Genomic DNA, 24,912 nt, shown 5'->3' on the forward strand with positions numbered 1-24,912 from the left:
TTACAGTCTTACCCCTCAATTTTGTTCCATCATCAAAAAGGAACAAATGGAAACGGCTAATCTATTAAGGCAGGTTGAGTTTATAAAGGAAGTGGATAAGCTTAAATATATCCTTCGTAAGACGAAGCTGTTAAACAGTGATCGGAACGAGAATGACGCAGAACACAGCTGGCATCTATCCTTGATGGCCATTGTTTTAGCCGAGCATACAAATTTTCCGGTTGATTTGCTCAAGGTTATTAAGATGCTGCTGATTCATGATATTGTCGAAATAGATGCTGGAGACACATTTATTTATGATACACAAAAAAGTCATGATAATACGGCTGAAGAACGGGAAGCTGCTAAACGGATCTTTGGCTTACTACCTGATCATCAGGCAAATGAAATGATAGCCATTTGGGAAGAGTTTGAAGCGCGGCAAACAAATGAAGCTAAGTTTGCCCGAGCCATGGACCGATTCGAACCCCTACTACAGAATGTGTCGAACAAGGGAGGTACATGGACTGAATTCGGGGTGAATTACGAGCAGGTGTATACCAAAAAACAGGTGATTCAACAGGGTTCCAATACAATCTGGCAATACGCGGAAGAGCTTATTAACGACAGCGTTGACAAAGGAATCTTAAAAAGGTAAAGCATTCAGTTTAGAGACCTCGTAACTGACAGGCAAAATACAATTTTTAGTAGATCCTATATAGTTATTTATCGATCAAAAAAAAATTGGCTGTTGTGGCTTATCCAGCTTATGCACGAGATGGCTGATTTGTGAAGAATTTATAGGTTTTGAATGTCCTTTGCGACTAGAGTAAGATTGTTTCCGAGCTGGTGTCCCCCGCTTTCAATTTCGCGAAAAGTGGCCGCTGGAAGCTTTTGCCTATAAGTGGCAAGATGATCGAACGGAACCTCTTCATCGTCTCGGCAATGGAAAAAGAAAATCCGACTATTTTGGGGAAGGCTTTGGGCGAAATCTTCCTGAAGTTTTAAACCCTGTACCCAGTCCTCATTACCAGTCCAAAATGGGGTGGATAGCAACAAAATCCCGGCTACCTTTTTCGACGCCTTATTTTCAGACAGGTATTTGAGCAATAGTGAGGCACCTAAGGAATGGGCAACCAAAATAACACCGTCATTGAGTTTATCAATTTCATTTCCGATTTGTTTGATCCAACCAAAATCCGGAGCAGCTTCATCCGTTTGCAGTCGAGGGTAACTGATTTCATAATTCGTCCCCAATGCGTTTTGCAGGGAGGCCACTAACTTAGCGTCTGCCTCATACCCATCCTCACCTGCGCCCTGTATAAAAAGCACCTGTTTTCTCATAGCCAGCGAGTTACACTAGTTTAGTTGATCCATGCATCTGGAGTGATCCTGTCATTACAAAAGCTCATAAGCCAAATGTCTGGCTAGCCCCTCCCCCGTTTAAAACGGTCAAGCTATTTGAGTGTAATAGACTCTCGTCCTGCCACTTCCAAATTGTCGAACTTAATTGAACAGGTGATAACGACGGTCGCTAACATAGCATTAGCGCTCACAAGACCTCAAATTAGGTTATTTTTGTAATTCATAATGCAGTTGGAGGGAGCTATTATTTAATTTTGTAACCTCTAGTAGATTCAGTTTAAAATCAATCTCAACTCCTTTCAGTAGAGATAAGCCGTTTCCGAAGAGGACGGGCTCCATGACAAAATAAATGTCATTCACGAGACCAGCATTCACAAACTCACTAATAGCCATTGCCCCTCCAATTATAACCGCTTCAGTGTGTCCTTTGTCAGTGAGCATCTGAACGATCTCAGATGGACTTTCTTGTGTGAAAACTACTGTCGAGTTATCTGATTTTGCCTGTTTGTTGGTGGTCAGCACAACCGTTGTTCCCTCATTTTTAAGGGGAAGATAATTCGGGGCCAGTATATCATAAGTTGTCTTACCCATGATAACTGCGTTAAATTTTTGGCAAATAGCATAAAGCCCCTGCCCATACTCCTCCGACAACCAGTCAGGAACGTTTCTTGTATTGGATATGAAGCCATTTGTCGAAACAGCTATATAGATGGTAATTTTCATTTTTTTGTATTTTTACAAATGTCTTAATCGGCCATTTTACGGGCAATGGCTAACATAATTGTTAGCCTTTACTTTTTGACTATGAGAAAAAAACAATCGACTAATTATCTGAATGAGCAGTTCCTGTTTCAGGTGTGTGAACGCAATTCCGCGATTAGTATGGTGAGTGGCCGGTGGAAATCACAAATTGTTTACTACATCTCCCAAGGTAATGATCGTTTTCATCTCTTACAGCAACGATTGCCCGCTATTTCTGAGATGGTTTTAGCAAGACAACTGAAGGAATTGGAAAGTCACGCAATTTTGATAAAAAGGGAAATCCCGAATACAGTACCAACTGGCATAAAGTATATTTTGACGAATAAAGGCCTTGACCTGGTTCCGATTTTGGACAGCTTATGTAATTGGGGCAAATTGTATGCTGATGGGAAGGAGATTTCGGTTTCAGAGGATAAGTGAGTCTTCAACCATAAATAATGCAGAAATTCGACCACAATGCCAGGGCCGTCAGGCCGGACCAGCCGAAGACCCACCAACGAATTGAAATTCTCCACTGCTCCGGCAGCCAGATTGTGCCTTGTAGGAAGAAAATACGGATGTGTACTGGTACAATCACCGCTTTATGTTTTAATCACTCGTCCAGATTCATCTAGCGATTCACAAATAAAAAATTGTTTGACGTATCCCCACATTCGGGGATTGATGTTGCCAAACGATTTGCCGTAGTTTACGTCACAATCAACCGGTTAGGCTCACCATGCGCGTTATCCTCTTCGAAGACAATACGGCCATCCGTGATTCCCTCTCCATCCTTCTCGACGGAATGCCCGGTATCGAACTAATCGGAGCGTTCCCTAATCCAGTTCAGTGGGATCGCCAGTTGCGCGACGCTCAGCCTGACGTCATTATGATGGATATCGAAATGCCCGGTCTCGACGGTATTCAGGCCACCCAGGCTATCCACGCTAAATACCCGCTCATCAACATCGTCATGCTGACCGTCTTTGAGGAAGAGGACAAAATATTTCGGGCCTTGTGCGCTGGGGCAGTCGGTTACATCCTGAAAAACTCCACGCCCATCCGCCTGATCGAAGCTGTGCAGGATGCCCATGCCGGGGGCGCTCCGCTCTCGCCCAGTATTGCCCGCAAAGCCGTTCAGGTGTTCCAGCAGGTAATGCACAATCGCTACGCTCCCTCCGATGCCGAGCCACTGACCCAGCGTGAAGCCGAAACGCTCAAGTATTTAGTGGAAGGGCTAAGCTACAAAATGATTGCCGACCGTATGGGCGGTATCAGCTACGAAACGGTGCGTTCATTCATGAAAAGTATTTACCGCAAACTCCACGTGGCGTCAATGACCGAAGCGGTAGCCAAAGCCCTTAAAGATGGGCTGGTCTAGTCTAGCTAGAGTCTTCATTTTTTCGTCTTCCCGCCGTCGCTATCCTCGAAAACAAGGACGGCATACCCCCACTTTTGGGGATTTACCCCCCTCTTATTATTTGTGAATTTTGTCCCGGTCCGGAGTGACCCGGTCCAGACCGGACTGGCTTCTGATTCATCAGTCAGACCAAGCTCTTAGTGGCCTGGCCTCAACAGAGCAGCCGGGCCTCTGAATCATACAAACTCATTGCCAACCCTTTTAACCAGTAGAAACATGACAACTGCCGAATTACCCATTGCTCAGTTTCGGGTCAGTTTACAAGGCCAGCTCATCGAACCCCATGAAGTGGACTACCAGATTGCCCGCAGCGTCTACAATGGCATGATCGACAAATGCCCCGCCCTGATTGTCCGTTGCGCCACCGAAACCGACGTAGTCACCTCGGTCAACTTTGCCCGTGAACACGATCTGTTACTGGCAATAAAAGGCGGTGGCCATAATGGTGCGGGTCTGGGCGTATGCCAGGAAGGATTGGTAATTGATCTATCGCCAATGAAACACATAGAGGTCAATCCGGACGAGCGAACCGTTCGGGTTCAGGGAGGCTGCCTGTTACGCGAATTAGACGCAGCCACGCATGCCCACGGACTGGCTGTACCGACGGGGATCAACGGCACCACCGGGGTGGCCGGGTTAACGCTGGGTGGAGGTTTAGGGTATCTGACCCGGCAATGTGGGCTGACCATCGATAACCTGCTCGAAGCCGACATCGTGCTGGCCGACGGGCGGGTAGTAAAAGCCTCGGCCACCGAGCATGCCGATCTGTTCTGGGCCATTCGGGGTGGAGGAGGCAATTTCGGCGTCGTGACGTCCTTTTTATTCCGTACACATCCCATCAGCACAGTGGTAGCCGGACCGATGCTCTGGAACCTGGACGACGCCCGCGATATCCTACGCTGGTATCGAACCTTTATCAAGGAAGCACCCGATACCCTGAATGGCTGGTTTGCCTTCCTGACCGTGCCGCCGGGTCCGCCTTTCCCGGAGGAGCTTCACCTGAAAAAGATGTGCGGCATTGTCTGGTGCTACAGTGGCCCACCCGAAGAAGCCGAATCAGTGTTTGAGCCAATCCGCCAGATTAAAAAACCTGTACTGGAAATGCTTGGTCCCATGCCCGTACCCGTCATGCAGGGCATGTTCGATGCACTATATCCGCCGGGGCTACAATGGTACTGGAAAGGCGATTATGTCAACGAACTAAGCGACGAAGTCATCGAGTTACACCTCAACTATGGTGAGGCCCTGCCTTCGATGCTTTCGACCATGCACCTGTATCCCATCAATGGGGCTGCCTCTCGTGTATGTAATCACGCCACCGCCTGGGGCTATCGGGATGCAACCTGGGCGATGGTGATTGCCGGAGTCGACCCTGATCCGGCCAACAAAGATGCCATCACCAACTGGGCGCGCGACTACTGGCAGGCATTGCATCCCTTCAGCGCTGGCGGGTCATACATCAATTTCATGATGGAAGAGGGCGAAGACCGGGTGAAAGCTACCTATGGCGACAATTACCCCCGTTTAGCGGCCATCAAAGCCAAATTCGACCCCGACAACCTCTTCCGGGTCAACCAGAATATCCGGCCTCAGGCTGGTTAAGGCCTGTGCCTGTTTTCAACTGCATGCTGAAAACGAAAAAAGGGCAGCACTACCCCGAATTTGGGGATTGTGCTGCCCTTTGCGTTCCGCCAACTTTGATTCAGGATTCAACGATGCTGAATCAAGGCTTCTAAACGGTCACGGTCATGAAAACTTCGCTACTTCTACTGGCTCTCTGGGCTGCTTCGGCAGGTTTGTATGCTCAATCGATGGTAAACAGGGAGGCAACGACAAACGATTCCCTCGGTACAGCTGGGCAGATCAGCTTAATGGGTGGTCTGGGTTGGTACCCACGTTCGGGGAGTTCGCTGCAACTGACGCACCGGCAAAAACGGGCATCGTTTTATCTGGCTTACACGATGACAAACGACAAAGCGCTACAGCAGATTTCCAATGACTGCAGCAGCCCAATCGGCGAGGGATTTCTGCACACGAACATCAGCATGAACCGAGTGGTCACACAAACCAATCATAGCCTGCATGTAGGAGCTGATTTCAGGCCAGGTTCGAAAACAATGGTCGGGCTGCTGGTATCCGGCTTCGCCAACAAGGCGCAAATAGATGCCCGCTACCAGATGGCATCGGAGCAGGGCACAATCCTGTCTGGATGGACTCGCAACCGCATCGATGGGCAGATGCTCGAAAACCGACGCTGGCAGCAGCGAATGGCAAATGCCCATGTGCAACATGCGTTTGCAGCAGGCCACAGCCTATCGTTCGACGTCGATTACCTTGCCTACACGGACTCTAACCCCAACCAGTACGGGAGTCAGAATGCGGATGAAACTACCGAGAAAACCGACCCGGCACGCATGAACATAGACCGGCAAACACCCATTCGCATTCAGGTTATGAAGGCCGACTACGTTCGGCCTCTGGGTAAGCAAAGTACGCTGGAAGTCGGGGTGAAAGCGTCCCGATTATTGTTGCTCAACCGCGTTGACCGCAGCCAATGGAAAGCAACCGGCTGGCAGTCGGATGTGGCCTTCAACCGGAATGATCGACTGAACGAAACCATTGGAGCTGCATACACAAACCTGACTACCCGTTTTTCGGATAAAACCACCTTAGCCATTGGCCTTCGGGCGGAATATACAAACAGTCAGATGCATGATGCACAAGGCGCATCGTTCCTGAATCGTCAGTACTGGAGTCTACTGCCAACATTCTCGTTATCGCATAAAATCGGGGAAAATGGTCGATATGAACTAAGCTACACTCGGCAAATCCTTCGCTCTCCGTTCGATGCGATTGCATCGTTCAGTATGTTTTGGGACCCGCTGCTAATGACGGGAAATCCAGCCCTTCAGCCGACATTTGCCGACATTATCCGGGCTTCGTATTCGGTGAACCGCTTCTCGCTGGCCCTATGCTATAGCCACGAACGGAACCCACTAAGTCGGTCCGCGCCGATGATCAATCCGACCAATAACGCGATTGGTTTTGGGCCTGGCAACCTGGATCGCTCCGATGCGCTAACGCTGTCTCTATCGTTACCTGTTACTATCTGCCCCTGGTGGCAGACTCAGAACAGTTTGGCGATGACATTTGCCCAAAATTCGCTCACACTTCAAAACAAAACGTATCACATTGGTCAGTTTGGCGGGCAATTCAATATGACGCACACATTCCGATTACCCCATGAATTTACGGCAGAGGTAACAGCTTGGTACGCAACCCCCACCGCAAACGAATTCGGTAGGCTATTGAGTCGGGGCGAGGTAACGGTGAGCGTTCAGAAAAAACTATCGGGTAATCGGGGTACACTGACCGCTTCGGTAACGGATCTACTCTGGACGAATCAACTTCGCTTCCTCACTACGGTCCCGGAATTGCGTCTGGATAAACTGACGACCTTTGCCTTGAACGAACCTCGTATTGTGCGACTGGCCTACACGCGGAGCTTTGGGAAAGCCAGCATGAAAGTCAACAGCCAACGTCGAACCGCTTCGGACGAAGAACGCAAACGGGTGAATTGAGCAATTGTTCTCACAGGAACAATTCCGTCAGAAAACAATATATTAGCCTACTATTCAGCCTTTTATTAATGATCGCCTTTATACAGTCATCGGTTTCATGGCGGTGGTTAGCCATCTGTATGCTGATAAGCGTGCTGACTGGCTATCCGCTGCGGCTTTGGGGACAAGCTTACCAGTCAGGCAATTCTACGGTTCAATTCGAACGGCTGACGACAGAACAGGGCCTTTCCACTCACTTTGTCATGACCATCATGCAGGACCGAAAAGGCTATTTATGGTTTGGCACTGGAACGGGCTTGGACAAGTACGATGGCTATCGATTTACGAATTATAAATTCGATCCCCGCGACACAACGTCGCTGACTAAAAACCAGGTTTTTACGCTTTGGGAAGATCGGTATGGATTGATTTGGGTGGGAACCAGCGAAGAAACCTGCCGATTTGACCCGCGCACGGAAACGTTTACCCGTTTGGTGAAGAATCCCAAAAATCCATATGCCTTTACCTATGCTCAGTCCTTCAGTGAGGATAGGAAAGGTAACTTGTGGGTTGGAGGAGGCTTTGCAGGAGAATTACGACAGGCAGACCGTAAAACGGGTCAATTTTCCGCTACTAACTACGCCGATCTGTTTGGTGTCGACCCCAGCACCGATCAGCGGCTTCACCTGACCCTGCGGGATAAATCCGGAACACTTTGGGTGGGCAGCCCAACGGGATTGCACCGGCTCAACCTGACAGCAGCCGGTGCAGGTAAGCCTTCCCGCATGAGTTTCACGCACTACCGGCATGATCCTGCCAATCCGAACAGCCTGAGCCAAAACTTCGTAACCGGCCTGTACGAAGACCGCGGTGGTGTGCTCTGGGTAACCACTTCCGAAGGCGTCCTTCAGGCGTTTGACCGCCGGTCGGGCCAGTTTACCCACTATCCGCTTGACCCTACGCGTAAGCTTGATCTCTTCCGAAAGTTGAGAACAGGCATCGCCGAAGACCTGGAAGGAAACCTGTGGGTAGGCACGTTCCAAAACGGGCTGTATAAAGTGAGTAAAGACCGTAGCCTCATCACTCATTTTACGCATAATTCGGCTGACCCAGGCAGCATTATCAATAACTCCATCGTCTCACTCCTGGTTGATAAGTCGGGGATTCTCTGGGCTGCTACCCTGCAAGGGGTGATTAAGTTAGATCCCAACCGCAAGCCATTTCGGGTATACCGTCATAATCCGGTTATTGCCCACTCGTTGAGCCAGAATAACGTTGCTGCTATTTGCGAAGATCACCTGAGCGTACTCTGGGTTGGCACAACCCAAAGCGGCTTGAATGTATTGAATAAGGCAACCGGACAGTTTACGCACTACCGACACCAGCCCGAAAAAATAACCAGTTTACGTAGTGATGCAGTAACGGCGATTCATGAGGCCAGAGATGGAAGCCTTTGGGTGGGAAACGGATACTATCTCTCCCGCTTTAACCGCGATGATGCTTCCTTCACCCATTATTCGCTGCATCATCCTTTCGTCGTGGATTCCAGTGCTTCGCCCATTTTCACTATCTGCGAAGATCGGCAGGGTACGCTCTGGCTGGGCACGGATAATGGTATTCTGAGTTTTGACCGAAGTACGGGAAAGACCGTCAGTTACCCCTATGATCCCGATCATCCAGAGCGCCTTAGTGATTGGTGGGCTTTGTCCGTTTTTGAGGACCGAAAGAGCAACCTGTGGATCGGGCCAGGCAGTCAGGCGCTCACCCGATTTGACCGAAAAACCGGTACGTTTAAACAGTATAGATACGACAGCCGTAACCGGGGCAGCATCAGTTCCACGACCATTCCCAGCATCTACGAAGATTCAAAAGGAAGCCTTTGGTTCGGGACGGGTGAAGGTGGACTGTGCCGGTTCGACCACGCCACCGAAACATTTACCACCTTCACCGAGCAGGATGGGCTGGCAGGAAACTCGGTCTTTTCCATCCTGGAAGATGACGCAGCTAATCTCTGGCTTGGCACCAACAAAGGGCTTTCCAGGTTTTCACTGGCTACGCATAAATTCACGAATTACAGCGCCGAAGAAGGACTACAGGGCAGCATGTTTACCGCTTTGTATACAGAAGGGGCCGCTTTCAAAGGCAAGGATGGAACGCTTTATTTTGGTGGAAACAATGGCTTCAACGCCTTCGATCCGACAAAAATCCATTCCAATAGGCAGCTGCCCCCGATTGTGATTACCCAATTCAGACTGTTTGATAAAATTCTGCCCGGTAAGCAGGAAGCCAGAGAAATTATCCTCGACCACGACCAGAATTTCTTTTCGTTTGAATTCGCGGCCCTCAATTACACCAATTCACAGAAGAACCAGTACGCTTATCAGTTGGTTGGTTTGGATCGGGATTGGGTTTATAGTGGCACCCGGCGCTACGCCAGCTACACTGACATAGATCCCGACACCTACACCTTTCGCGTCAAAGGCTCCAACAACGACGGTGTCTGGAATGAGAAAGGCACCTCCCTAACGGTCATTATACGACCCGCCTGGTGGCAAACCCTCTGGTTCAAAATCATCCTGGGCCTTGTATTTGCCTACCTGCTTTTTGCCGCCTACCGCTACCGCATCAACCTACTCCGACGCGAACAGGCCATCCGCGACCAGATTTCCCGTGATCTCCACGACGATGTGGGCGGCATCCTCTCCGGCATTTCGTTTTACTCCGAAGCCGCCCAACAGATGCACCAGCAGGGACGACACGACGACTCCTACCAACTCCTGCTCAAAATTGCCGACCATGCCCGCCAGACCATTGCCCAGATGAGCGACGTAGTCTGGTCGATGCGCTCAGACACTAACAATGCAGGTCAGCTGGCCCAACGATTGGAAAGTGTGGGTCGGGAACTGCTCACGGTCAGAGGTATCCAGCTAACCGTTGATGCCGATGCGGAACTGGACCGGCTGACGTTGCGACCGGACAAAGTGCGAAATCTCTACCTGATTGGCAAGGAGGCCCTCCACAACGCTGCCAAACATTCAGGGGCAATGGCTGTTCGGTTGACGATACGGCAAACGGGTGGCAAAGTGAGCCTGCGTATCGACGATAATGGAAGGGGAGTTAATGAGGGAGCCGTTGGTCAGGGTAATGGCTTAGACAGCATGAAAAAGCGTGCTAACGCTATCGGGGCAGTGTATCAACTCAGTAGCCTGCCTAATGGCGGCACGAGCGTGTACGTTGAACAACGGTGAATCACAAAGGATTATGTCCATGCTAACAAACCTGCCATTAGAATTATATAAGATTTGTATTGCGTTATGATCGTTCACAAAAACGAGTCGATAAGTGAACAGCCATGCTCACTTACTGACCATTCTATCAACTTATAAGCTTGAAACCGTTCACATAAAGGTTTACTTAAGGCCATACATCTTTTTTTAGATCGGATGCGTTAAAAAAAGGGACCTTAACCCTCATGACTCGTCCAGAAGCGTCGAAGCCGACGCTTCTGACAAAAGAAACAGACCTTCCATTAAGCATGATTCTGAGCACCCTCAACGGTAAAATTGCAAAAAAAAGTACCTTTAAGCACCATCCGGCGGATATCGTTCTTCCCCATCAAAAAGCAAAGCGGCAGCCGCGCTGGCTCACCGGTCCACCGTAATGGACAAGAAAAAACGGATCATAACCGGATGAACATTGGTTACTCAGACCCATTGTAGAACAGCACTTTTTGTTGATAGCCACAACTGTCAAGTCGTATGAAATTAACCAAAAAAATAAGGCAATGGCTTATTGAACCGCTGCAGGCACAAATCAATCAGGTGCAAGAGCAACTCAGACAAGCCAAAGCAGATAACGTGGCCACTAAATTAGTGATGGGGGCTGCGCTGGCTAAGCTAATCAAGCAGGCTACAACCATTAAGGAAGCCGAATTTAAGGTATTTTCTCAATTTGGGGATGACGGCATTATTCAATATCTGATTGATAGGGTAAAACCCCGCGTGGACACATTCGTTGAATTTGGCGTGGAGGATTATGAAGAAGCCAACACCCGCTTTTTGTTGATGAATAATAACTGGAAGGGGTTGATTATGGATGGTTCGTCAACCTTTATGGATTCGATTAAGACGAGTTCGTTTTATTGGCGCTATAGCCTAAAAGCCATTACCAGTTTTATTACCGCCGAAAACATAAACCAACTGCTGGTTAGCAATGGCATTGTCGGTCAGATCGGGTTGCTCAGTATTGATATCGACGGGAATGATTATTGGGTGTGGAAAGCCATTACGGTGGTCGAGGCCGACATTGTGGTTATCGAATATAATAGTTTGTTCGGGTCTGAGCGAGCGATTAGTATACCTTACAGCCCTAATTTTATGCGCGAGCAGGCTCATTATTCGTATTTGTACTTTGGCGCTTCGCTCCCCGCTTTGTATGACTTAGCGACTGAGAAGGGCTATGCCTTTGTGGGCTGTAATCAGGCAGGTGTAAATGCCTATTTTGTCAGGAAAGACAAGTTAAATGGTTTAGCCGCGTTGTCGATTGAGGAGGGTTATGTGTACTCCCGGTTTCGGGAAAGCCGAAATCAAGCCGGTATAATGTCCTTTCTGGATGGCGTCGATCGTGGAGCCGTTATCGAAGGTCTACCCGTGATTAACACAAAAACGAATAGAGAAGAATATCTGTAAGTCTGATCGGTATGGGGTCTGGCTTAGTCTGATCAGCCGTTGCTGCTACCACAGAGCAACGGCTTTGCCATCAATTGTTATTCAGTGTTTTATTGCGCCTGAGGGGAATTTTTGTGGCGTAGTAGTTGGGCCGGCGATCATTATTTTGCCATTTTTCACCTCCATACGATCAATACAAACCACCCGTTCGTCTCCGGTTTTGGCGGTTCGTGCATGATACACACAGAACATCTCTTTTCGATCCGGCGAGTAGGCAATGCTGTTATGCCCTGTTCCTGTAACACTGCCTCCCTGGTCGGTATTCTGCTGAAGTATTGGATTATTAGCCGCTTTTTTAAACGGACCTAAGGGCGAACTGGATGTGGCGTATCCAATGGCATAATACCGACCGCCGAAGTGATTGGCCGAATACATGATGTAATACAGGTTGTCTTTTTTGAATGTAACCGAACCTTCCGTCCAACGGCGGTTGACTTCACGAGCCGTAACGGATCGGCTTTCCCAGTCGGCCTGTTTGTCGCTGAGGCTAACGGGTGGTCTCAGCACTAAAACCGGTTCGCCGATGACGCCGGAAAAGTCGGGTTTAAGTTCGATACCATATACCCAGCTTTCTTCAATTGCATTGAACCACCCTTTTTTTCGGGCCAAATCGGCCACTTCGCTTTCGACCGGATGTTTGTAACAACAACGCGAGAAATATAAATAGGCTTTGCCATTGGTATCAAAAAGCACGTTGGCATCGATGATGGGATACCCAGGATCAAAAACTGGTTTATTGGATAGGTCAATAAACGGACCAGTGGGCTTATCGGCAACGGCAACGCCAATCCGGAAATTTTCTGCTTCCTGAGTTGGATTTACCTGCCACTGTGCACTGTAAACCAGGTAAAATTTGCCCTTTACTTCATACACCTCAGGGGCCCAATAGGCACCGCCCCAACTGGCTTTTGGATCGCTCCAGCCATTTTTATTATTGTGAAAATACACCTGTCCTTCCGACTTCCAGTTGACCATATCTTTTGAGGAATACGCGGCAAATCCCTTATCCGCACCACCGCCTGTGCCGTACATATAGTAGGTGCCCTGGGTGTATAACACGTAAGGGTCACCAAATTGGACTGGCAGAGGATTAGTATAGGTGGCTTTAGCTCTAGTAACGCTTTGCGTCGTTTGCGCCGAAGAATAGCTAAAAAACAAGGAGATCAGGAAATAAACCAGAAGCAGTGATTTTTGCATAGTAATACTATTTTTTAAAGCTGAGCCAACGTTCATATTCTACCTGAGAAGTCTGCCCTCGCTAGAAAGACAGTAGAGGGCCGTATGCTACTACCGTAACTCCCCTCTTTTCCTTCGCCCCGTAAGACCGCAACCCTTACGTTTAACGCTGACCTACTTTGTATCCTGTTCATCATAAGTCGACCATCCTGGCTGACTGGCAACCAGATAACAGCGATTGATACCGCCGTCCTCTGGCAACCTACGGAATGCCTTTTACCAGGTAAATCACCTCCGCCTAATCAGGTAGTAATTTCCCTGGATTCAAAATACCTTTGGGATCTAAGGCTTTTTTTAGCGTTTTCATCAGCTCAATTTCTTCCGTGGTGCGAGTTAGATAAAGCCATGATTTTTTTTCCAAACCTACCCCATGTTCTCCGGTTATCGAGCCACTAATTTGTTGAAGGGGTTGGTAAACAATCGCATCGACCAGATGCTTTGTTTCCTCGTCATTCGTACCACAGTTTATGAACAAGTGTAAATTTCCATCACCCATGTGGCCAAAGGCATAAAAATGGAGAGATGGCCAAACTTGCTGAAGGTCTGATCTAATCTTTTTTATGTAGTCGTCCATGTCAGAAATGGCCAGACTCACATCAAATAAGAAAACGGGGCTATGCACAGAAAATATCAAGTCTACATTCTCGCGAATACCCCATACCTTTTCTAATTCCTGTTGCGATTGCGCAATAACGGCATCAGCAATCAACCCATCCTGCAACCAATTTTCCAGCAATTCATCAAATAAAATTTTGTCTTTGTCTGCATCCTGCCCCAGTGCTTCCATCAGCACATAAAATGGATACGTTTGGGGTAAAGGGGGCGAATAAGGTGAAGGGGGCGAGGTCATTAACCGATAATAATCCTGCCAAAGCAATTCGAATGTGGTGAGGTCATTTTTTAGTTGTTTTTTGGCAACTTGTAATAACAGATTCGCCTTTTCAAAACTCTCCACTGCAACAAAGGCGGTATTCTTGCTTTTAGGCAGATCATCTATTTTTAAAACCGCTCGTGTGATGATTCCCAATGTACCTTCGGAGCCAATAAAAAGCTGTTTCAAATCATAACCTGCATTATTTTTTACCATTTTATTCAAGGATGATATAATCGTTCCATCCGCTAGAACGACTTCCACCCCCAACACTAAATTTCGCATAACGCCGTATCGCAACGCCTGCAAACCTCCCGCGTTTGAGGCAATGTTTCCCCCAATCATACAACTTCCTTTAGCGCCTAAATCCAGCGGAAAATGCTGGCCATTTTCTGCCAGAACAGTTTGTAGGTTCTGCAAAATAACCCCCGCCTGAACCGTTGCAGTTTTGTTCTGCACACTAATTTCCTCTATTCCATTCATCCGTTCCAGACTCAGGGCAATTTCATCCGGCTTCGTGACTACTCCCCCGACAACATTGGTTAATCCGCCATGCGGCACAACGGGTTGATTGAATTCGTTGCAGATCCTGAGAATTTTTGATACTTCCTCGGTCGTTTTTGGACGAAGAAGTGCCAGGCAATTCAGGTGTTCCGTTTGCCGCCAGTTGCTCGCCACACGTACGCTTGCCTCGTCGCGCGTGCGAACACACTCTTTCCCAAAGGTTTGGATAAGTATTTCCACAATAGTTGACATCCTTCCAGGGTAGTTTACTCTTTTTTGTAAAAAATATAGCAAACACTTATCGATTCGCCAATAAGTAGGTAAACTGTATGACATGGTTTTGCTTACAGGTATACATTCCCAAAAGATAAAACCTTACATTCGCTGATCAAGCTTTTCAAATCAATAATTCCATTTATTGATCGTCACTACCCTGAAATAGTACGATTAATAAGGCTGGGTCGGCTAAAGCGGTTACCTCAAATACATGTCATGCTTTTAGCATGAGCCATACCTTTTTCCTGTGGATACAACAGCTACCGAAAATGCATACCCTTTTTTAAAGGGGGGTGGAGAAATGGGGGCGCTCACCCGCACGTATGACTGGGCGAAAACATCACTGGGAACACCGGACCAGTGGCCCCAAAGCCTGCGCACTACCCTAAGTATCATTCTTAACTCCCGGTTTCCCATGTTTCTGTTTTGGGGACCGACGCACCTTTGTTTCTATAATGATGCTTACCGCCCAAGCCTGGGTAATGTCGGCAAGCACCCCCACGCCCTGGGTAGACCCGGAGCTGAGGTATGGCCCGAAATCTGGGAATTTATCAAACCATTAATCGACCAGGTCCTTTCGGATCAGGGAGCTACCTGGAACGAAGACCAGTTGCTCCCCATCTACCGAAACGGTCAAATGGAAGATGTGTATTGGACGTTCAGTTACAGCCCTGTATCCGATGAATCAGGAAGTCCGGCGGGGGTATTTGTTACCTGTACGGAAACCACACAGAAAGTAAAAAACCTCGAACAACTTCAGGAAAGCAAAGACCAATTATCATTTGCCCTTGAAGCTACCGAGTTAGGTACCTGGGACCTAAATCCGGCTACCAACAGGTTTACGGCTAATAACCGCTTAAAAGAGTGGTTTGGGCTATCGCCCGAAGACGAAGTGGAGCTCTCAAGAGCGATCCGTGTCATTGCCGAGAAAGATAGGCAACGCGTAAGTGATGCAATTCAGCATGCCTTAGATTATACGTCTGGTGGCTATTATGAGGTCGAGTATACCATTATACACCCGCATACCGGGCAGGAAACGATTGTCAGGGCGAAAGGGCGGGCCTGGTTTACCGATGAGCAGGTGGCTTACCGATTCAATGGTACCTTACAGGATATCACCAAGGCACAAAAAGCCCAGCAACTGGCTGATTTAGCCATTAAAAGCTCAGGTATTGGGCTGTTTCGAGTGGACCTGATTACTGAACAGATCGATTATACCCCCGCCTATGCTGCTGTTGTCTGCGGAGATTCGACAAAAAAAGAACTTACCCGACACGGCTTTTTAAAATACGTTCATCCTGACGATCGGCAGGTGCGGGATGCTGCGACAAAAATCGGGTTGAAAACGGGCGACATTGACTACAAAACCCGGGTTATCTGGACGGATGGCTCGATCCACTTCATTCAGGTGATGGGTGGTTTTATATATGATGAAGCGGGGCAGCCCATCATCTTCTCGGGGACCGTCAGAGACATTACTGAATCAGAGAATCAGCGTCTTGCCTTGCTCAAAGCCGAAGAACAGTTTGCCCAGGCACAGCGGCAAAGTGATGCCTTATTCCGGAATGTAACCAACAGTTCGCCCACTGGTCTGTGGCTCTCCGACGAGACGGGTTCACTTACCTATCTGAATAAAACGCTGGTTGACTGGACTGGTATAGCTTACGAAGACCTCTTAGGCGCAGGCTGGGCCAATGCAATTATTGAGACGGATCGGCAGCGGAGTGCCGACATTTTTTTAAAAGCGATTACTACCCGCACTCATTATGATGTTCAGTTCCGAATTAAAAAAGCAGATGGTCAGGTAGTCTGGTGCCGGGCTGCCGGTGATCCATACTACCGGGAAGATGGTAGCCTGGCTGGTTATGCGGGCTATTGTACAGACATTGAGGAGATTGTATCGGGCCGGGAAGCACTCCAGCAAAGCGAATCCCGTTTCCGTTCACTGATCCAACAGGCCCCCGTGGCTACTGGCCTGCTGATGGGACGTGATCTTATTATTGAGCTGGCAAATGAACCAATGATTCAGTTTTGGGGTAAAGGCCATACCGTATTTGGCAGGCCCTTTGCCGAGGTGTTACCAGAACTGGAAGATCAACCCTTCATTAAGATTCTGGATGAAGTCTATACTACCGGTAAGCCCTACCAGGCTACAGCTGACCGCTGCGACCTGGTAGTCGACGGTCAGTGGCGTACATTTTACTTCAATTTCACCTACCAGCCTATCTTCGATGAACGGGGTCAGGTCTATGCCATTTTGAATATGGCCGTCGACGTTACAGAACAGGTCCTGGCTCGGCAACGAATTGAAGAAAGTCAGTTCCAGTTACTGGCCTTGTTTGAGCAATCCCCAGTCGGTATAGCCCTTATCAGCGAGGACAATCTGACTTTTCGCATGGCCAACCCTTTTTATGGAGATCTGGTCGGCCGCCAGCCCAGTCAGCTCGTTGGTAAACCCTTGCTGGAAGCCCTACCCGAATTAGTCGGTCAGGGCTTTGATGGTTTACTTCAGGAGGTAATCGCAACAGGCGCTCCCTATATTGCCAAGGAAGTAGCCGTTGACCTTGTTCGGAACAATCAACTCGAAACCATTTATCTAGATCTGACCTATCAGCCTCGGCACGAAGCAGACCGGAACTCCGGCGTGGCGCGCGTTTCGGGTGTGCTGGTCGTGGTTACCGATGTAACCCAGCAGGTTTTAACCCGCCGGGCGATTGAGGAAAGCGAGCGCTTTTCACGCACTGTCTTCTACAACTCACCCGTTGCCAAGCTGGTATATGTAGGACCGGATATGGTCCTGCGGGAAGCCAATGAAAAGATGCTCGACCTCTTTGGGCGTGATGCTTCCATCATTGGTAAACCGATCATGGAAACTATCCCCGAATTAAAACGGACACAACTCGTCCATAAATACCAACAGGTATTGGCTACGGGCGAGATCCATGTGGAAACGGCCGAGCGCATTGAATTGGTCAGGAATGGCGAATCGCATTGGGGTTATTATAATTATACTTACAAGCCCTTACTGGATATGGCGGGAACCGTCTATGGGGTCATTTGTACGACTATCGACGTAACCCCGCAGGTGATTGCCCGCCAAAAGCTGGAAGAAGCCGAAGCAGGCCTGCGAGGGGCCATCGAGTTAGCGCAGTTAGGAACCTGGACCATTGATGTGGCCACCGATCAGCTCACGTATTCTGACCGGATGGTTGATTGGTTTGGGTATAATCCACAAGAGCAGTCCTATGTGGAGGTAAGTCCTATCCTCCACCCGAATGAGCTGGAACGGGTCACGAAGGCAGTAGCTATGGCTTTGACACCTGATTCTGGGGGGATTTTCGATGAAGTTTATACCATCGTTAATTCCAGGACAGGAACGAAACGAATCCTGCATGCGCTGGGCAGGGCCATATTTGATGCATCCGGGAAAGCCATCCGAATGAATGGGACCGCTCGGGACATTACGATTGAGCGTGAACTTCAACTGGCGCTCGAAACCGAAGTACAGCTTCGGACAGAAGAACTGGAAGCGGCCAATGAAGAATTAGCGGCCAGCAATGAAGAATTGGCCGCTAATAATGAGGAGTATGCGGTTATCAATGAAGAGTTGGAAGAAGCTAACACACTCCTGAATCGGTCCAATGATAACCTGCAAAAGTTTGCCTACGTAGCCTCCCATGATTTGCAGGAACCGCTCCGGAAGATTCAACAGTTCGGGGATTTGTTGCGAGCCCGGCTCAAGGGGCTGTCGGGCGAAGAGTTGATGTTTATTGAGCGAATGCAATCAGCCGCAAGTCGAATGGCTACCCTGATTCGGGATCTGCTCGACTTTTCGCGTATTTCCACTCAGCATGACACTAATGCGGGGACGTTTGTATCGCTCCATAACATAGTGGAAGGGGTGCTGACAACGCTGGAACTGACAATTCTCGAAACAAAGGCAGTAGTTACGATCGAGCCATTGCCGACGATTCTGGGTGATGCATCTCAACTCGATCAGTTGTTTCAAAATCTAGTCAGTAATGCATTAAAATTTCGTCAGCCTGCTCTACCGCCAGCGGTTCAGATCACTTGCCATGCAGTACTGGCTACCGAGTTACCCCCTTCGGTTAAACCTTCCAGAGCAGTCAAAGCGTACTACCAAATCGATGTAGTCGATAACGGCATTGGTTTTGATGAGAAATATCTGGATCGCATCTTCCAGGTTTTCCAACGCCTGCATGGTAAGAATAAGTTTGCCGGAACAGGAATTGGCTTAGCGATTTGTGAACGGGTCGTGGCCAATCATGGAGGTGCCATTACAGCCAGTAGCAAGCCAAATCAGGGGGCCACTTTCAGCGTGTATTTACCCGCTTAGTGACGGCTATACCCATTCATAAGCGGCCAGCCGATCTAAGTTTCCACAAATAACTGACTAGCAATACCTTTCAGGAATTAGAAAGCGTATTCGTAAAAGGCCATCAGTAGAGTCGACGATCTTTACGCTCCTGTTATTACGACTACATATAAACCACGAGTAGTAATGAAAGCCATGGTTAAAATTAATCTGCTGGCACTGATTGCCCTGACCAGTCTAAGCAGTACTGTCAGGATCATTGATCCACCAGGCCAAACCACTCCGCAGCATCGACGTATTGGGAAATCGGTAACCATTGACCTACAGAAAGAATTTCAGACCATTCATAGTTTTGGCGCGTCGGATTGCTGGTCGGCAAAGTTTATTGGCAAATGGCGCGATGACAGTAAGAAAAATCATGTCGCTGACCTGCTATTTAGCTTAGATACACTGCCTGATGGTCAGCCTAAGGGGATTGGCTTGTCGTTGTGGCGAATGAACATCGGGGCTGGCAGCTATGAGCAGGGAGACAGCAGCTACATTAATGATCAATGGCGTCGGGAGGAGTGTTTTCTGGATAGCCGGGGCCGTTTCGATTGGACAAAGCAGGCAGGGAATCAGTGGTTTTTGCAGGCTGCCCGGCAGCGGGGTGTGCGCTATACGCTCGGCTTTACAAATTCGGCTCCCGTTCAGATGACCCGAAATGGCAAAGCCTTTTCGCCGGGAGGCAAATCGATTAATCTCAAACCGGGTGCGCAGGATGACTTCGCTGATTTTCTGGCGACAGTTGCCGATCATTTCAAGTTCGATTACCTAAGTCCCATCAACGAACCCCAATGGGACTGGACCGCCGGGAAAAATGGTAAAGCCGGGCAAGAAGGATCACCCGCCGAAAACGCCGATATTGCTGCCGTTACAAAGGCGTTATCGACAAAATTGGCCGCTAAAAAAGCAACAACGACCGTAGTTACCGGTGAAGCAGGACAACTCAACTTCCTCTACGAAAAAGCTGAAAGTGGCCGGGGTAATCAATTAGACTACTTTTTTGGTTCAAAACAAGGTGCGCCGGTAAGCAAACTTCCCAACGTTGAACCGATTTGGGCCTATCATAGCTACTTTACCACCTGTTCCGATTCGGCACTGGTGGCTGTTCGACAGCAAGCGGCCCAGCGCGTTAAATCGGTCGGTAATCCGATGCTCTGGCAAAGTGAGTTTGGTGTTCTGGGCGACATCTGCGGCCGTTACCACGGAAGTCCCCGTCACACGGACATCGATTATGGCCTGTATGTGGCCAAAGTCATTCATAACGACCTGGCCATTGCCAATGTCACGTCGTGGCAATGGTGGCTGGCTATCAATCCGTATAATTACAGCGATGGGCTGGTGTACATCAACGGGCCTGATGGCGACTACAAAAAGCACGACAACGCCCGGCAGGATGGACAGGTCATCGATTCAAAACAGCTTTGGGCTTTTGGCAACTACGCTCGATTCGTTCGGCCCGGCATGAAGCGGGTAGCTGTTCAACTGGCCGATAGCGATCCCATACAGGAGGCTGGTACGTGTATGATTTCGGCCTACAAAGACATACGTACGAAGCAAATCGTGCTGGTTTGCATTAACATAACGCCCGATTTACTAACCTTACCACTCAATGGTTTGACTATTCGCAACGGCCATTTCTCCTGCTATACAACGACTGAAACAAAAACGCTGGCCAAATCCATCGTTGCTGCCGGTCAAATTCATCTGGAGCCCCGGTCAATTGTGACGCTGGTTGGCAGGTACGAGTAAGCGGAAAAGGCAGATATCCCCGAATTTGTAAAACCATTCATTAAGGGATTCTCAGTACATTTCGGTCTTTGTGCTACAGATCAGGGAGATAGCCACCTAAAAAATAATTCCTGCCTGCGTTGAATGTCCTATATTTTTTCACTTACTTTGAAATTCAAAGTACTTTCAGTCAACTCAGGTGATTTGGCATAGCAACTATTGGTAAGGTCAACAGACGATTCCAAGGCTAATCGTGCCCAACAGCCTATCGTTTATTTTATGACTATATCAGGCAGGATTAACCAGCTGTATGATGAGGCAAAGGGGAACAGGTGGTTTCATTATTTTGCCGTTTTCTGCCGCGTCATGTTGGCCTTGGGATTTATTCCATCAGGGTTTGTAAAAGTTATGGGAGAACGGTTCGCCAGCGGCTTATCCGTTAATCATCCGCTGGGGCATTATTTGGAAGCACTTTATCACACCGAATCCTACTACACCTTTATTGGTATTTCCCAGTTAGTCATTGCTCTTTTGTTACTCATGCCAAGAACGGCACTTCTGGGTGCATTGATGTATTTTCCCATTATCCTGAATATATGCATCCTGGCGTATGCTGTCCGATTTGAAGGCACTCGTATTACAACGCTAATGGTGCTGGCCAATTTGTATTTATTATGCTGGGACTACGACCGAATAAAATACATTTTACCAGTTAAACAGGATGGTTACTCGGCAAGAGAAAAACCGTTGAGCAACAAATTTCCGCTCCTATTCTTCGGATGTGTTTTTGCGATGATCGCTGTAGTAATAGTCATAAACCAGTTCCTGTATGACATTCGACCTGGTAACTCCCTGATTGAATGCACAAATGGATGTGCTGGCAATAGCAATCCAAAGGCCTGCGAAGAATTTTGTGATTGCATTCATAATCGGGGCAAACCGCTTCACGAGTGCCTGATCGACTATAAGAAAGCAAACAGAACGAATCAATAGAAGGGCAACCAGTAGTAGTGGGTAGCTATGTTTTTCAGTTCCTGCAACGTAGTTCGAGATGAGTTATCAAACCCATTCTTTTTATAACAGATTCGCGGTCTTTTATCCGTTGGTTGATTTTTTCCTGAGACCCCAAAAGGCTCGATTATTCCACGAGATCAACCGGCTGCCTGACGGCAATCTTCTTGACATTGGGGTTGGCAACGGCGCTCAACTGCACCTGTATGAAAAGCATCACATCACCGGTATTGACACTTCCTCGGGAATGCTTCAGATCGCCAGCCAGCGAAATCATAACCATATTCTGCTGATGCAGATGAATGGAGAAGCCCTTTTATTTGGAGATAGGCAGTTCGATTACGTAGTTCTGTCTCATGTAATTGCCGTCGTCGATAACCCGGAACGGCTTTTAGAGGAAGCCTTCCGAGTGTTGAAACCCAATGGAAGACTACTTATCCTCAATCATTTTACGCCAGATAACTGGCTAAAATATGTAGACCGGGCTTTCGGAATTATCTCGAAAATGGTTCATTTCAAATCGGTTTTTCGCATGCATGAAATACCGACGATCAACCGATTCCAGCTGTTAAAAGAAGTTCGTTTTGCCCCCCTGTCCTATTTCAAACTTTTGGTTTACCAGAAGAAATGAAAAAGCATTATTCCTTCATTATCGCATCCTTACTGGTCAGCCTGTTTATTTATTTGTTCTATCGGACAGATAAGACTCTTATTAATGAGGTCGTCATTCGCACGATTTCATTCGATAACTATGCCTCATTAAGGCAAGCTGTCAACCGATTTTTGCCGCTGAATGAGTTCGTAATCTACTCGTTGCCAGAAGGATTATGGGCGTTTTGCATAACACTTACGTCCAGGCCTTACTATATCCAGCAGAAAAACCGACGCATCAACTGCCAGGTAGTCCCCCTTATCTGCTGTATTGGTTTGGAAATAGCTCAATTACTTCATGTCACCAAGGGGCGGTTCGATCTGATGGACATTTGGGCCACTGTCATCTTTTGGTTCATTGCTACCTTCGCTTTCGATGACAAGCAGGATAAGCAAAATATACTGATGCCGATAAACGGAAGAAGAATGGTTTGCTTCATCTCTTATGGAATTGTCTATTTATCACACGTTTTGGAATAACATCAAGCCATTGGAACGAACGATGAACACAATTGGAAAACACCTCGCCAGTTATAAACATGGGATACGCGGAATAGGTCTCGCCTTCCACTACGAAACGATTATGCGATTCCATCTGGCGGCAACGGCTGGCGTTATCCTGGTCAATTTTCTGCTTCAGATCAGCCGGACAGAATGGCTCATTACGCTGATGCTGATCGGGCTGGTCTGGATGGCAGAGGTCTTTAATACTGCCATTGAAAAATTAGCGGATCGGGTTACTCAGGATCAGGACTTATTGATCGCTCACGTAAAAGATATGGCATCGGGAGCCGTGAGCATCCTATGCCTCTTCGCGGTACTATGCGCTCTGATCATTTATTTGCCTTATCTATTTTAATAGTGGGGCCTGATACCGCTGCCAATCTGCCTCCCTCACTATCCTTTCCAAATCGTTTCTATAATCTGAAATTCAGGAAAATCGTCCGGTTTGAGATCAGGTATCAGTTGCGCCATGCGTCGACGTGGCTGCTGTTCGCGGTGTTTTTTCTACTTGGTTATCAGGATCAGCGTCAGTAATTGTGGCACGGCTCGAATCGAAAGGACTATGAAGTAATTTTCAGATTTTTTTGCCAGTTTTAACTTAAGTGAAAATCCGGCGAAGGTGTATCCCTGACCTTTGATGTGGCAAAAAACTTAAAAACGTCACGTCATGAATTCATTAAATCAATCCAACGCTACCGTTTCCAATGAGACGGCTGAAACGGCCAAATCGTTAAGAAAACTTTACTTCCTGCGTGCTGCATTTTCGCTTGCGTGGGTGATCCTGGTTTTGGCTTTCGCAAAAACCAATGCCGGTATAGCGACTATCCTCTTCACCATTTACCCAGCCTGGGATGTCCTTGCCACCTTTCTGGATATCAAGGCCAATCCACCTGAGGTGTCAAAAAAGATGCAGGTTTTAAACGCAGCTATCAGTATTACCACAACCGTGGCCGTCGCACTGGCCTTGCAAAAAGGCGTACCCGAGGCACTGATCGTTTTTGGAGTCTGGGCGATCCTTACCGGGCTTATCCAACTGATCCTGGGCTTGAGCCGCCGTAAACAATTAGGGGGTCAATGGCCGATGATCATTAGCGGTGGTCAGTCCATGCTGGCTGGTGGTTCCTTTATTGCTATGGCACATGCGCCCAATTCGGGAATCACTACTTTAGCCGGTTATGCGGCATTTGGTGCTTTTTACTTTATCCTGGCCGCCAATAGGTTGTCGAAAACGATTAAAACAGCACCTGTAGTTGCTTAAGGATATGAATCCACACGATTACATTGATAGCAAGGGTACAACTGCCGTTATCTCAGTATTCGTTTGCGTATCCGGCTTAAGGACGGGTTGGTGATGCCAAGATAGGAGGAAATATGGTAGGCAGGAATGCGGTTAATGATATTGGGGTGCTCTTCCAGCAACCTGATATAACGCTCCTCGTGCGTGTTGAACAGAAACTCCTCGGCACGCGTCTGTGAATACGTAAAAAATAGCTCGGCCAGCAACCGGCCGAACCTGGCCCAGTTGGGATGCGTTTCATATAAACTGGTCAAATCCCGGTAAGAAATATAAACAATTTCTGAGTCCTCCATGGCCTGTATAAAGTAATGGCAGGCTTTACGAGTGATAAAACTCCTGAAAGAAACAATAAACTGGTTCTCGGAGAAAAAGAAAATGTTCTTCTCTTCGCTGGTCTCCGGGTCGCTATAATAGATCCGGAAGATACCCTTGACGATCAGCCCCAGATCGTTGCACACGACTGACTGCATATTAAAGAAGTCACCTTTTTTAAGCTTACGGGATTTCCAGTAAGGCTTACTATCGGCAATATCTTTACCGGTCATGGCGGCAAAGTTGGCTAAATGCGTATTCAGCAGTTCATGATGTTCATCCATAGAGTCAATTCTTTCATTTACCGCTTCCTTGCCTCAGCGAGTGAGCGGTAAATCAATGACAAAAA

The 24,912-nt window shown here is 48.0% G+C and carries 20 protein-coding genes; 15 read left to right on the plus strand and 5 right to left on the minus strand.

Annotation, left to right across the window (positions count from 1 at the left end; translation table 11 throughout):
- Nucleotides 1-46: 46 nt before the first annotated feature.
- Nucleotides 47-637 (plus strand): HD domain-containing protein, encoded by a 591-nt coding sequence (locus tag GJR95_RS34130; RefSeq protein WP_162390112.1) that lies wholly within the window; start codon nucleotides 47-49, stop codon nucleotides 635-637.
- 140 nt (nucleotides 638-777) lie between these two features.
- Here GJR95_RS34130 and GJR95_RS34135 read toward each other — a convergent pair whose 3' ends face one another.
- Nucleotides 778-1,323, minus strand: coding sequence for an alpha/beta hydrolase (locus GJR95_RS34135; RefSeq protein WP_162390113.1), 546 nt, complete (start codon nucleotides 1,321-1,323; stop codon nucleotides 778-780).
- A gap of 228 nt (nucleotides 1,324-1,551) precedes the next feature.
- Nucleotides 1,552-2,067 carry a dihydrofolate reductase family protein gene (locus GJR95_RS34140; protein WP_162390114.1) on the minus strand — a complete coding sequence of 172 codons (516 nt, stop codon included), beginning with the start codon at nucleotides 2,065-2,067 and terminating at the stop codon, nucleotides 1,552-1,554.
- A gap of 81 nt (nucleotides 2,068-2,148) precedes the next feature.
- Here GJR95_RS34140 and GJR95_RS34145 point away from each other — a divergent pair, with 81 nt between their 5' ends.
- The 7 genes from GJR95_RS34145 to GJR95_RS34175 all read left to right on the plus strand — a co-directional run bounded on the left by GJR95_RS34145 (nucleotide 2,149) and on the right by GJR95_RS34175 (nucleotide 11,753).
- Nucleotides 2,149-2,526: a winged helix-turn-helix transcriptional regulator gene (locus tag GJR95_RS34145; RefSeq protein ID WP_162390115.1), complete on the plus strand. Its 378-nt coding sequence runs from the start codon at nucleotides 2,149-2,151 to the stop codon at nucleotides 2,524-2,526.
- Nucleotides 2,527-2,824: 298 nt separating this feature from the next.
- A complete protein-coding gene (locus GJR95_RS34150) occupies nucleotides 2,825-3,466 on the plus strand; it encodes a response regulator transcription factor (RefSeq protein ID WP_162390116.1) in 642 nt (213 codons plus the stop codon).
- Between the two features lie 255 nt (nucleotides 3,467-3,721).
- Complete coding sequence (locus tag GJR95_RS34155; RefSeq protein WP_162390117.1) at nucleotides 3,722-5,107, plus strand: FAD-binding oxidoreductase; 1,386 nt, start codon at nucleotides 3,722-3,724, stop codon at nucleotides 5,105-5,107.
- A 146-nt stretch (nucleotides 5,108-5,253) separates the two neighbouring features.
- On the plus strand, nucleotides 5,254-7,086 hold the full coding sequence (locus GJR95_RS34160) for an outer membrane beta-barrel family protein (protein WP_162390118.1): 1,833 nt from the start codon (nucleotides 5,254-5,256) through the stop codon (nucleotides 7,084-7,086).
- 68 nt (nucleotides 7,087-7,154) lie between these two features.
- The gene (locus GJR95_RS34165) at nucleotides 7,155-10,313 is read left to right on the plus strand and encodes a ligand-binding sensor domain-containing protein (RefSeq protein ID WP_162390119.1); all 3,159 of its coding nucleotides are present in this window, start codon (nucleotides 7,155-7,157) and stop codon (nucleotides 10,311-10,313) included.
- A gap of 224 nt (nucleotides 10,314-10,537) precedes the next feature.
- Nucleotides 10,538-10,726, plus strand: coding sequence for a hypothetical protein (locus GJR95_RS34170; protein ID WP_162390120.1), 189 nt, complete (start codon nucleotides 10,538-10,540; stop codon nucleotides 10,724-10,726).
- 97 nt (nucleotides 10,727-10,823) lie between these two features.
- Complete coding sequence (locus GJR95_RS34175) at nucleotides 10,824-11,753, plus strand: hypothetical protein (RefSeq protein WP_162390121.1); 930 nt, start codon at nucleotides 10,824-10,826, stop codon at nucleotides 11,751-11,753.
- Between the two features lie 81 nt (nucleotides 11,754-11,834).
- Here the strand turns inward: GJR95_RS34175 and GJR95_RS34180 are convergent, their stop codons facing one another.
- Nucleotides 11,835-12,989 (minus strand): glycoside hydrolase family 43 protein, encoded by a 1,155-nt coding sequence (locus tag GJR95_RS34180; RefSeq protein ID WP_162390122.1) that lies wholly within the window; start codon nucleotides 12,987-12,989, stop codon nucleotides 11,835-11,837.
- A 277-nt stretch (nucleotides 12,990-13,266) separates the two neighbouring features.
- On the minus strand, nucleotides 13,267-14,697 hold the full coding sequence (locus GJR95_RS34185) for an FAD-binding oxidoreductase (protein WP_232540956.1): 1,431 nt from the start codon (nucleotides 14,695-14,697) through the stop codon (nucleotides 13,267-13,269).
- 229 nt (nucleotides 14,698-14,926) lie between these two features.
- Here GJR95_RS34185 and GJR95_RS34190 point away from each other — a divergent pair, with 229 nt between their 5' ends.
- From GJR95_RS34190 to GJR95_RS34220, 7 genes are all read left to right on the plus strand, one after another.
- Entirely contained in the window at nucleotides 14,927-19,036 is a 4,110-nt protein-coding gene (locus GJR95_RS34190) for a PAS domain S-box protein (protein WP_162390123.1), read from the plus strand.
- 165 nt (nucleotides 19,037-19,201) lie between these two features.
- Nucleotides 19,202-20,809 (plus strand): glycoside hydrolase, encoded by a 1,608-nt coding sequence (locus GJR95_RS34195; RefSeq protein ID WP_162390124.1) that lies wholly within the window; start codon nucleotides 19,202-19,204, stop codon nucleotides 20,807-20,809.
- 387 nt (nucleotides 20,810-21,196) lie between these two features.
- Nucleotides 21,197-21,781: a DoxX family protein gene (locus tag GJR95_RS34200; protein WP_232540957.1), complete on the plus strand. Its 585-nt coding sequence runs from the start codon at nucleotides 21,197-21,199 to the stop codon at nucleotides 21,779-21,781.
- Between the two features lie 58 nt (nucleotides 21,782-21,839).
- A complete protein-coding gene (locus GJR95_RS34205) occupies nucleotides 21,840-22,430 on the plus strand; it encodes a class I SAM-dependent methyltransferase (protein WP_162390126.1) in 591 nt (196 codons plus the stop codon).
- Entirely contained in the window at nucleotides 22,427-22,930 is a 504-nt protein-coding gene (locus tag GJR95_RS34210) for a hypothetical protein (RefSeq protein ID WP_162390127.1), read from the plus strand. Before GJR95_RS34205 ends, GJR95_RS34210 begins: the two co-directional genes overlap by 4 nt.
- 22 nt (nucleotides 22,931-22,952) lie before the next feature.
- On the plus strand, nucleotides 22,953-23,309 hold the full coding sequence (locus GJR95_RS34215; RefSeq protein WP_162390128.1) for a diacylglycerol kinase family protein: 357 nt from the start codon (nucleotides 22,953-22,955) through the stop codon (nucleotides 23,307-23,309).
- A gap of 312 nt (nucleotides 23,310-23,621) precedes the next feature.
- A complete protein-coding gene (locus GJR95_RS34220) occupies nucleotides 23,622-24,212 on the plus strand; it encodes a hypothetical protein (protein WP_162390129.1) in 591 nt (196 codons plus the stop codon).
- A gap of 47 nt (nucleotides 24,213-24,259) precedes the next feature.
- Here GJR95_RS34220 and GJR95_RS34225 read toward each other — a convergent pair whose 3' ends face one another.
- Nucleotides 24,260-24,847, minus strand: coding sequence for a Crp/Fnr family transcriptional regulator (locus tag GJR95_RS34225; protein WP_162390130.1), 588 nt, complete (start codon nucleotides 24,845-24,847; stop codon nucleotides 24,260-24,262).
- Nucleotides 24,848-24,912: the final 65 nt, after the last annotated feature.

It is taken from the genome of Spirosoma endbachense (assembly GCF_010233585.1).
GTDB lineage: Bacteria > Bacteroidota > Bacteroidia > Cytophagales > Spirosomataceae > Spirosoma > Spirosoma endbachense.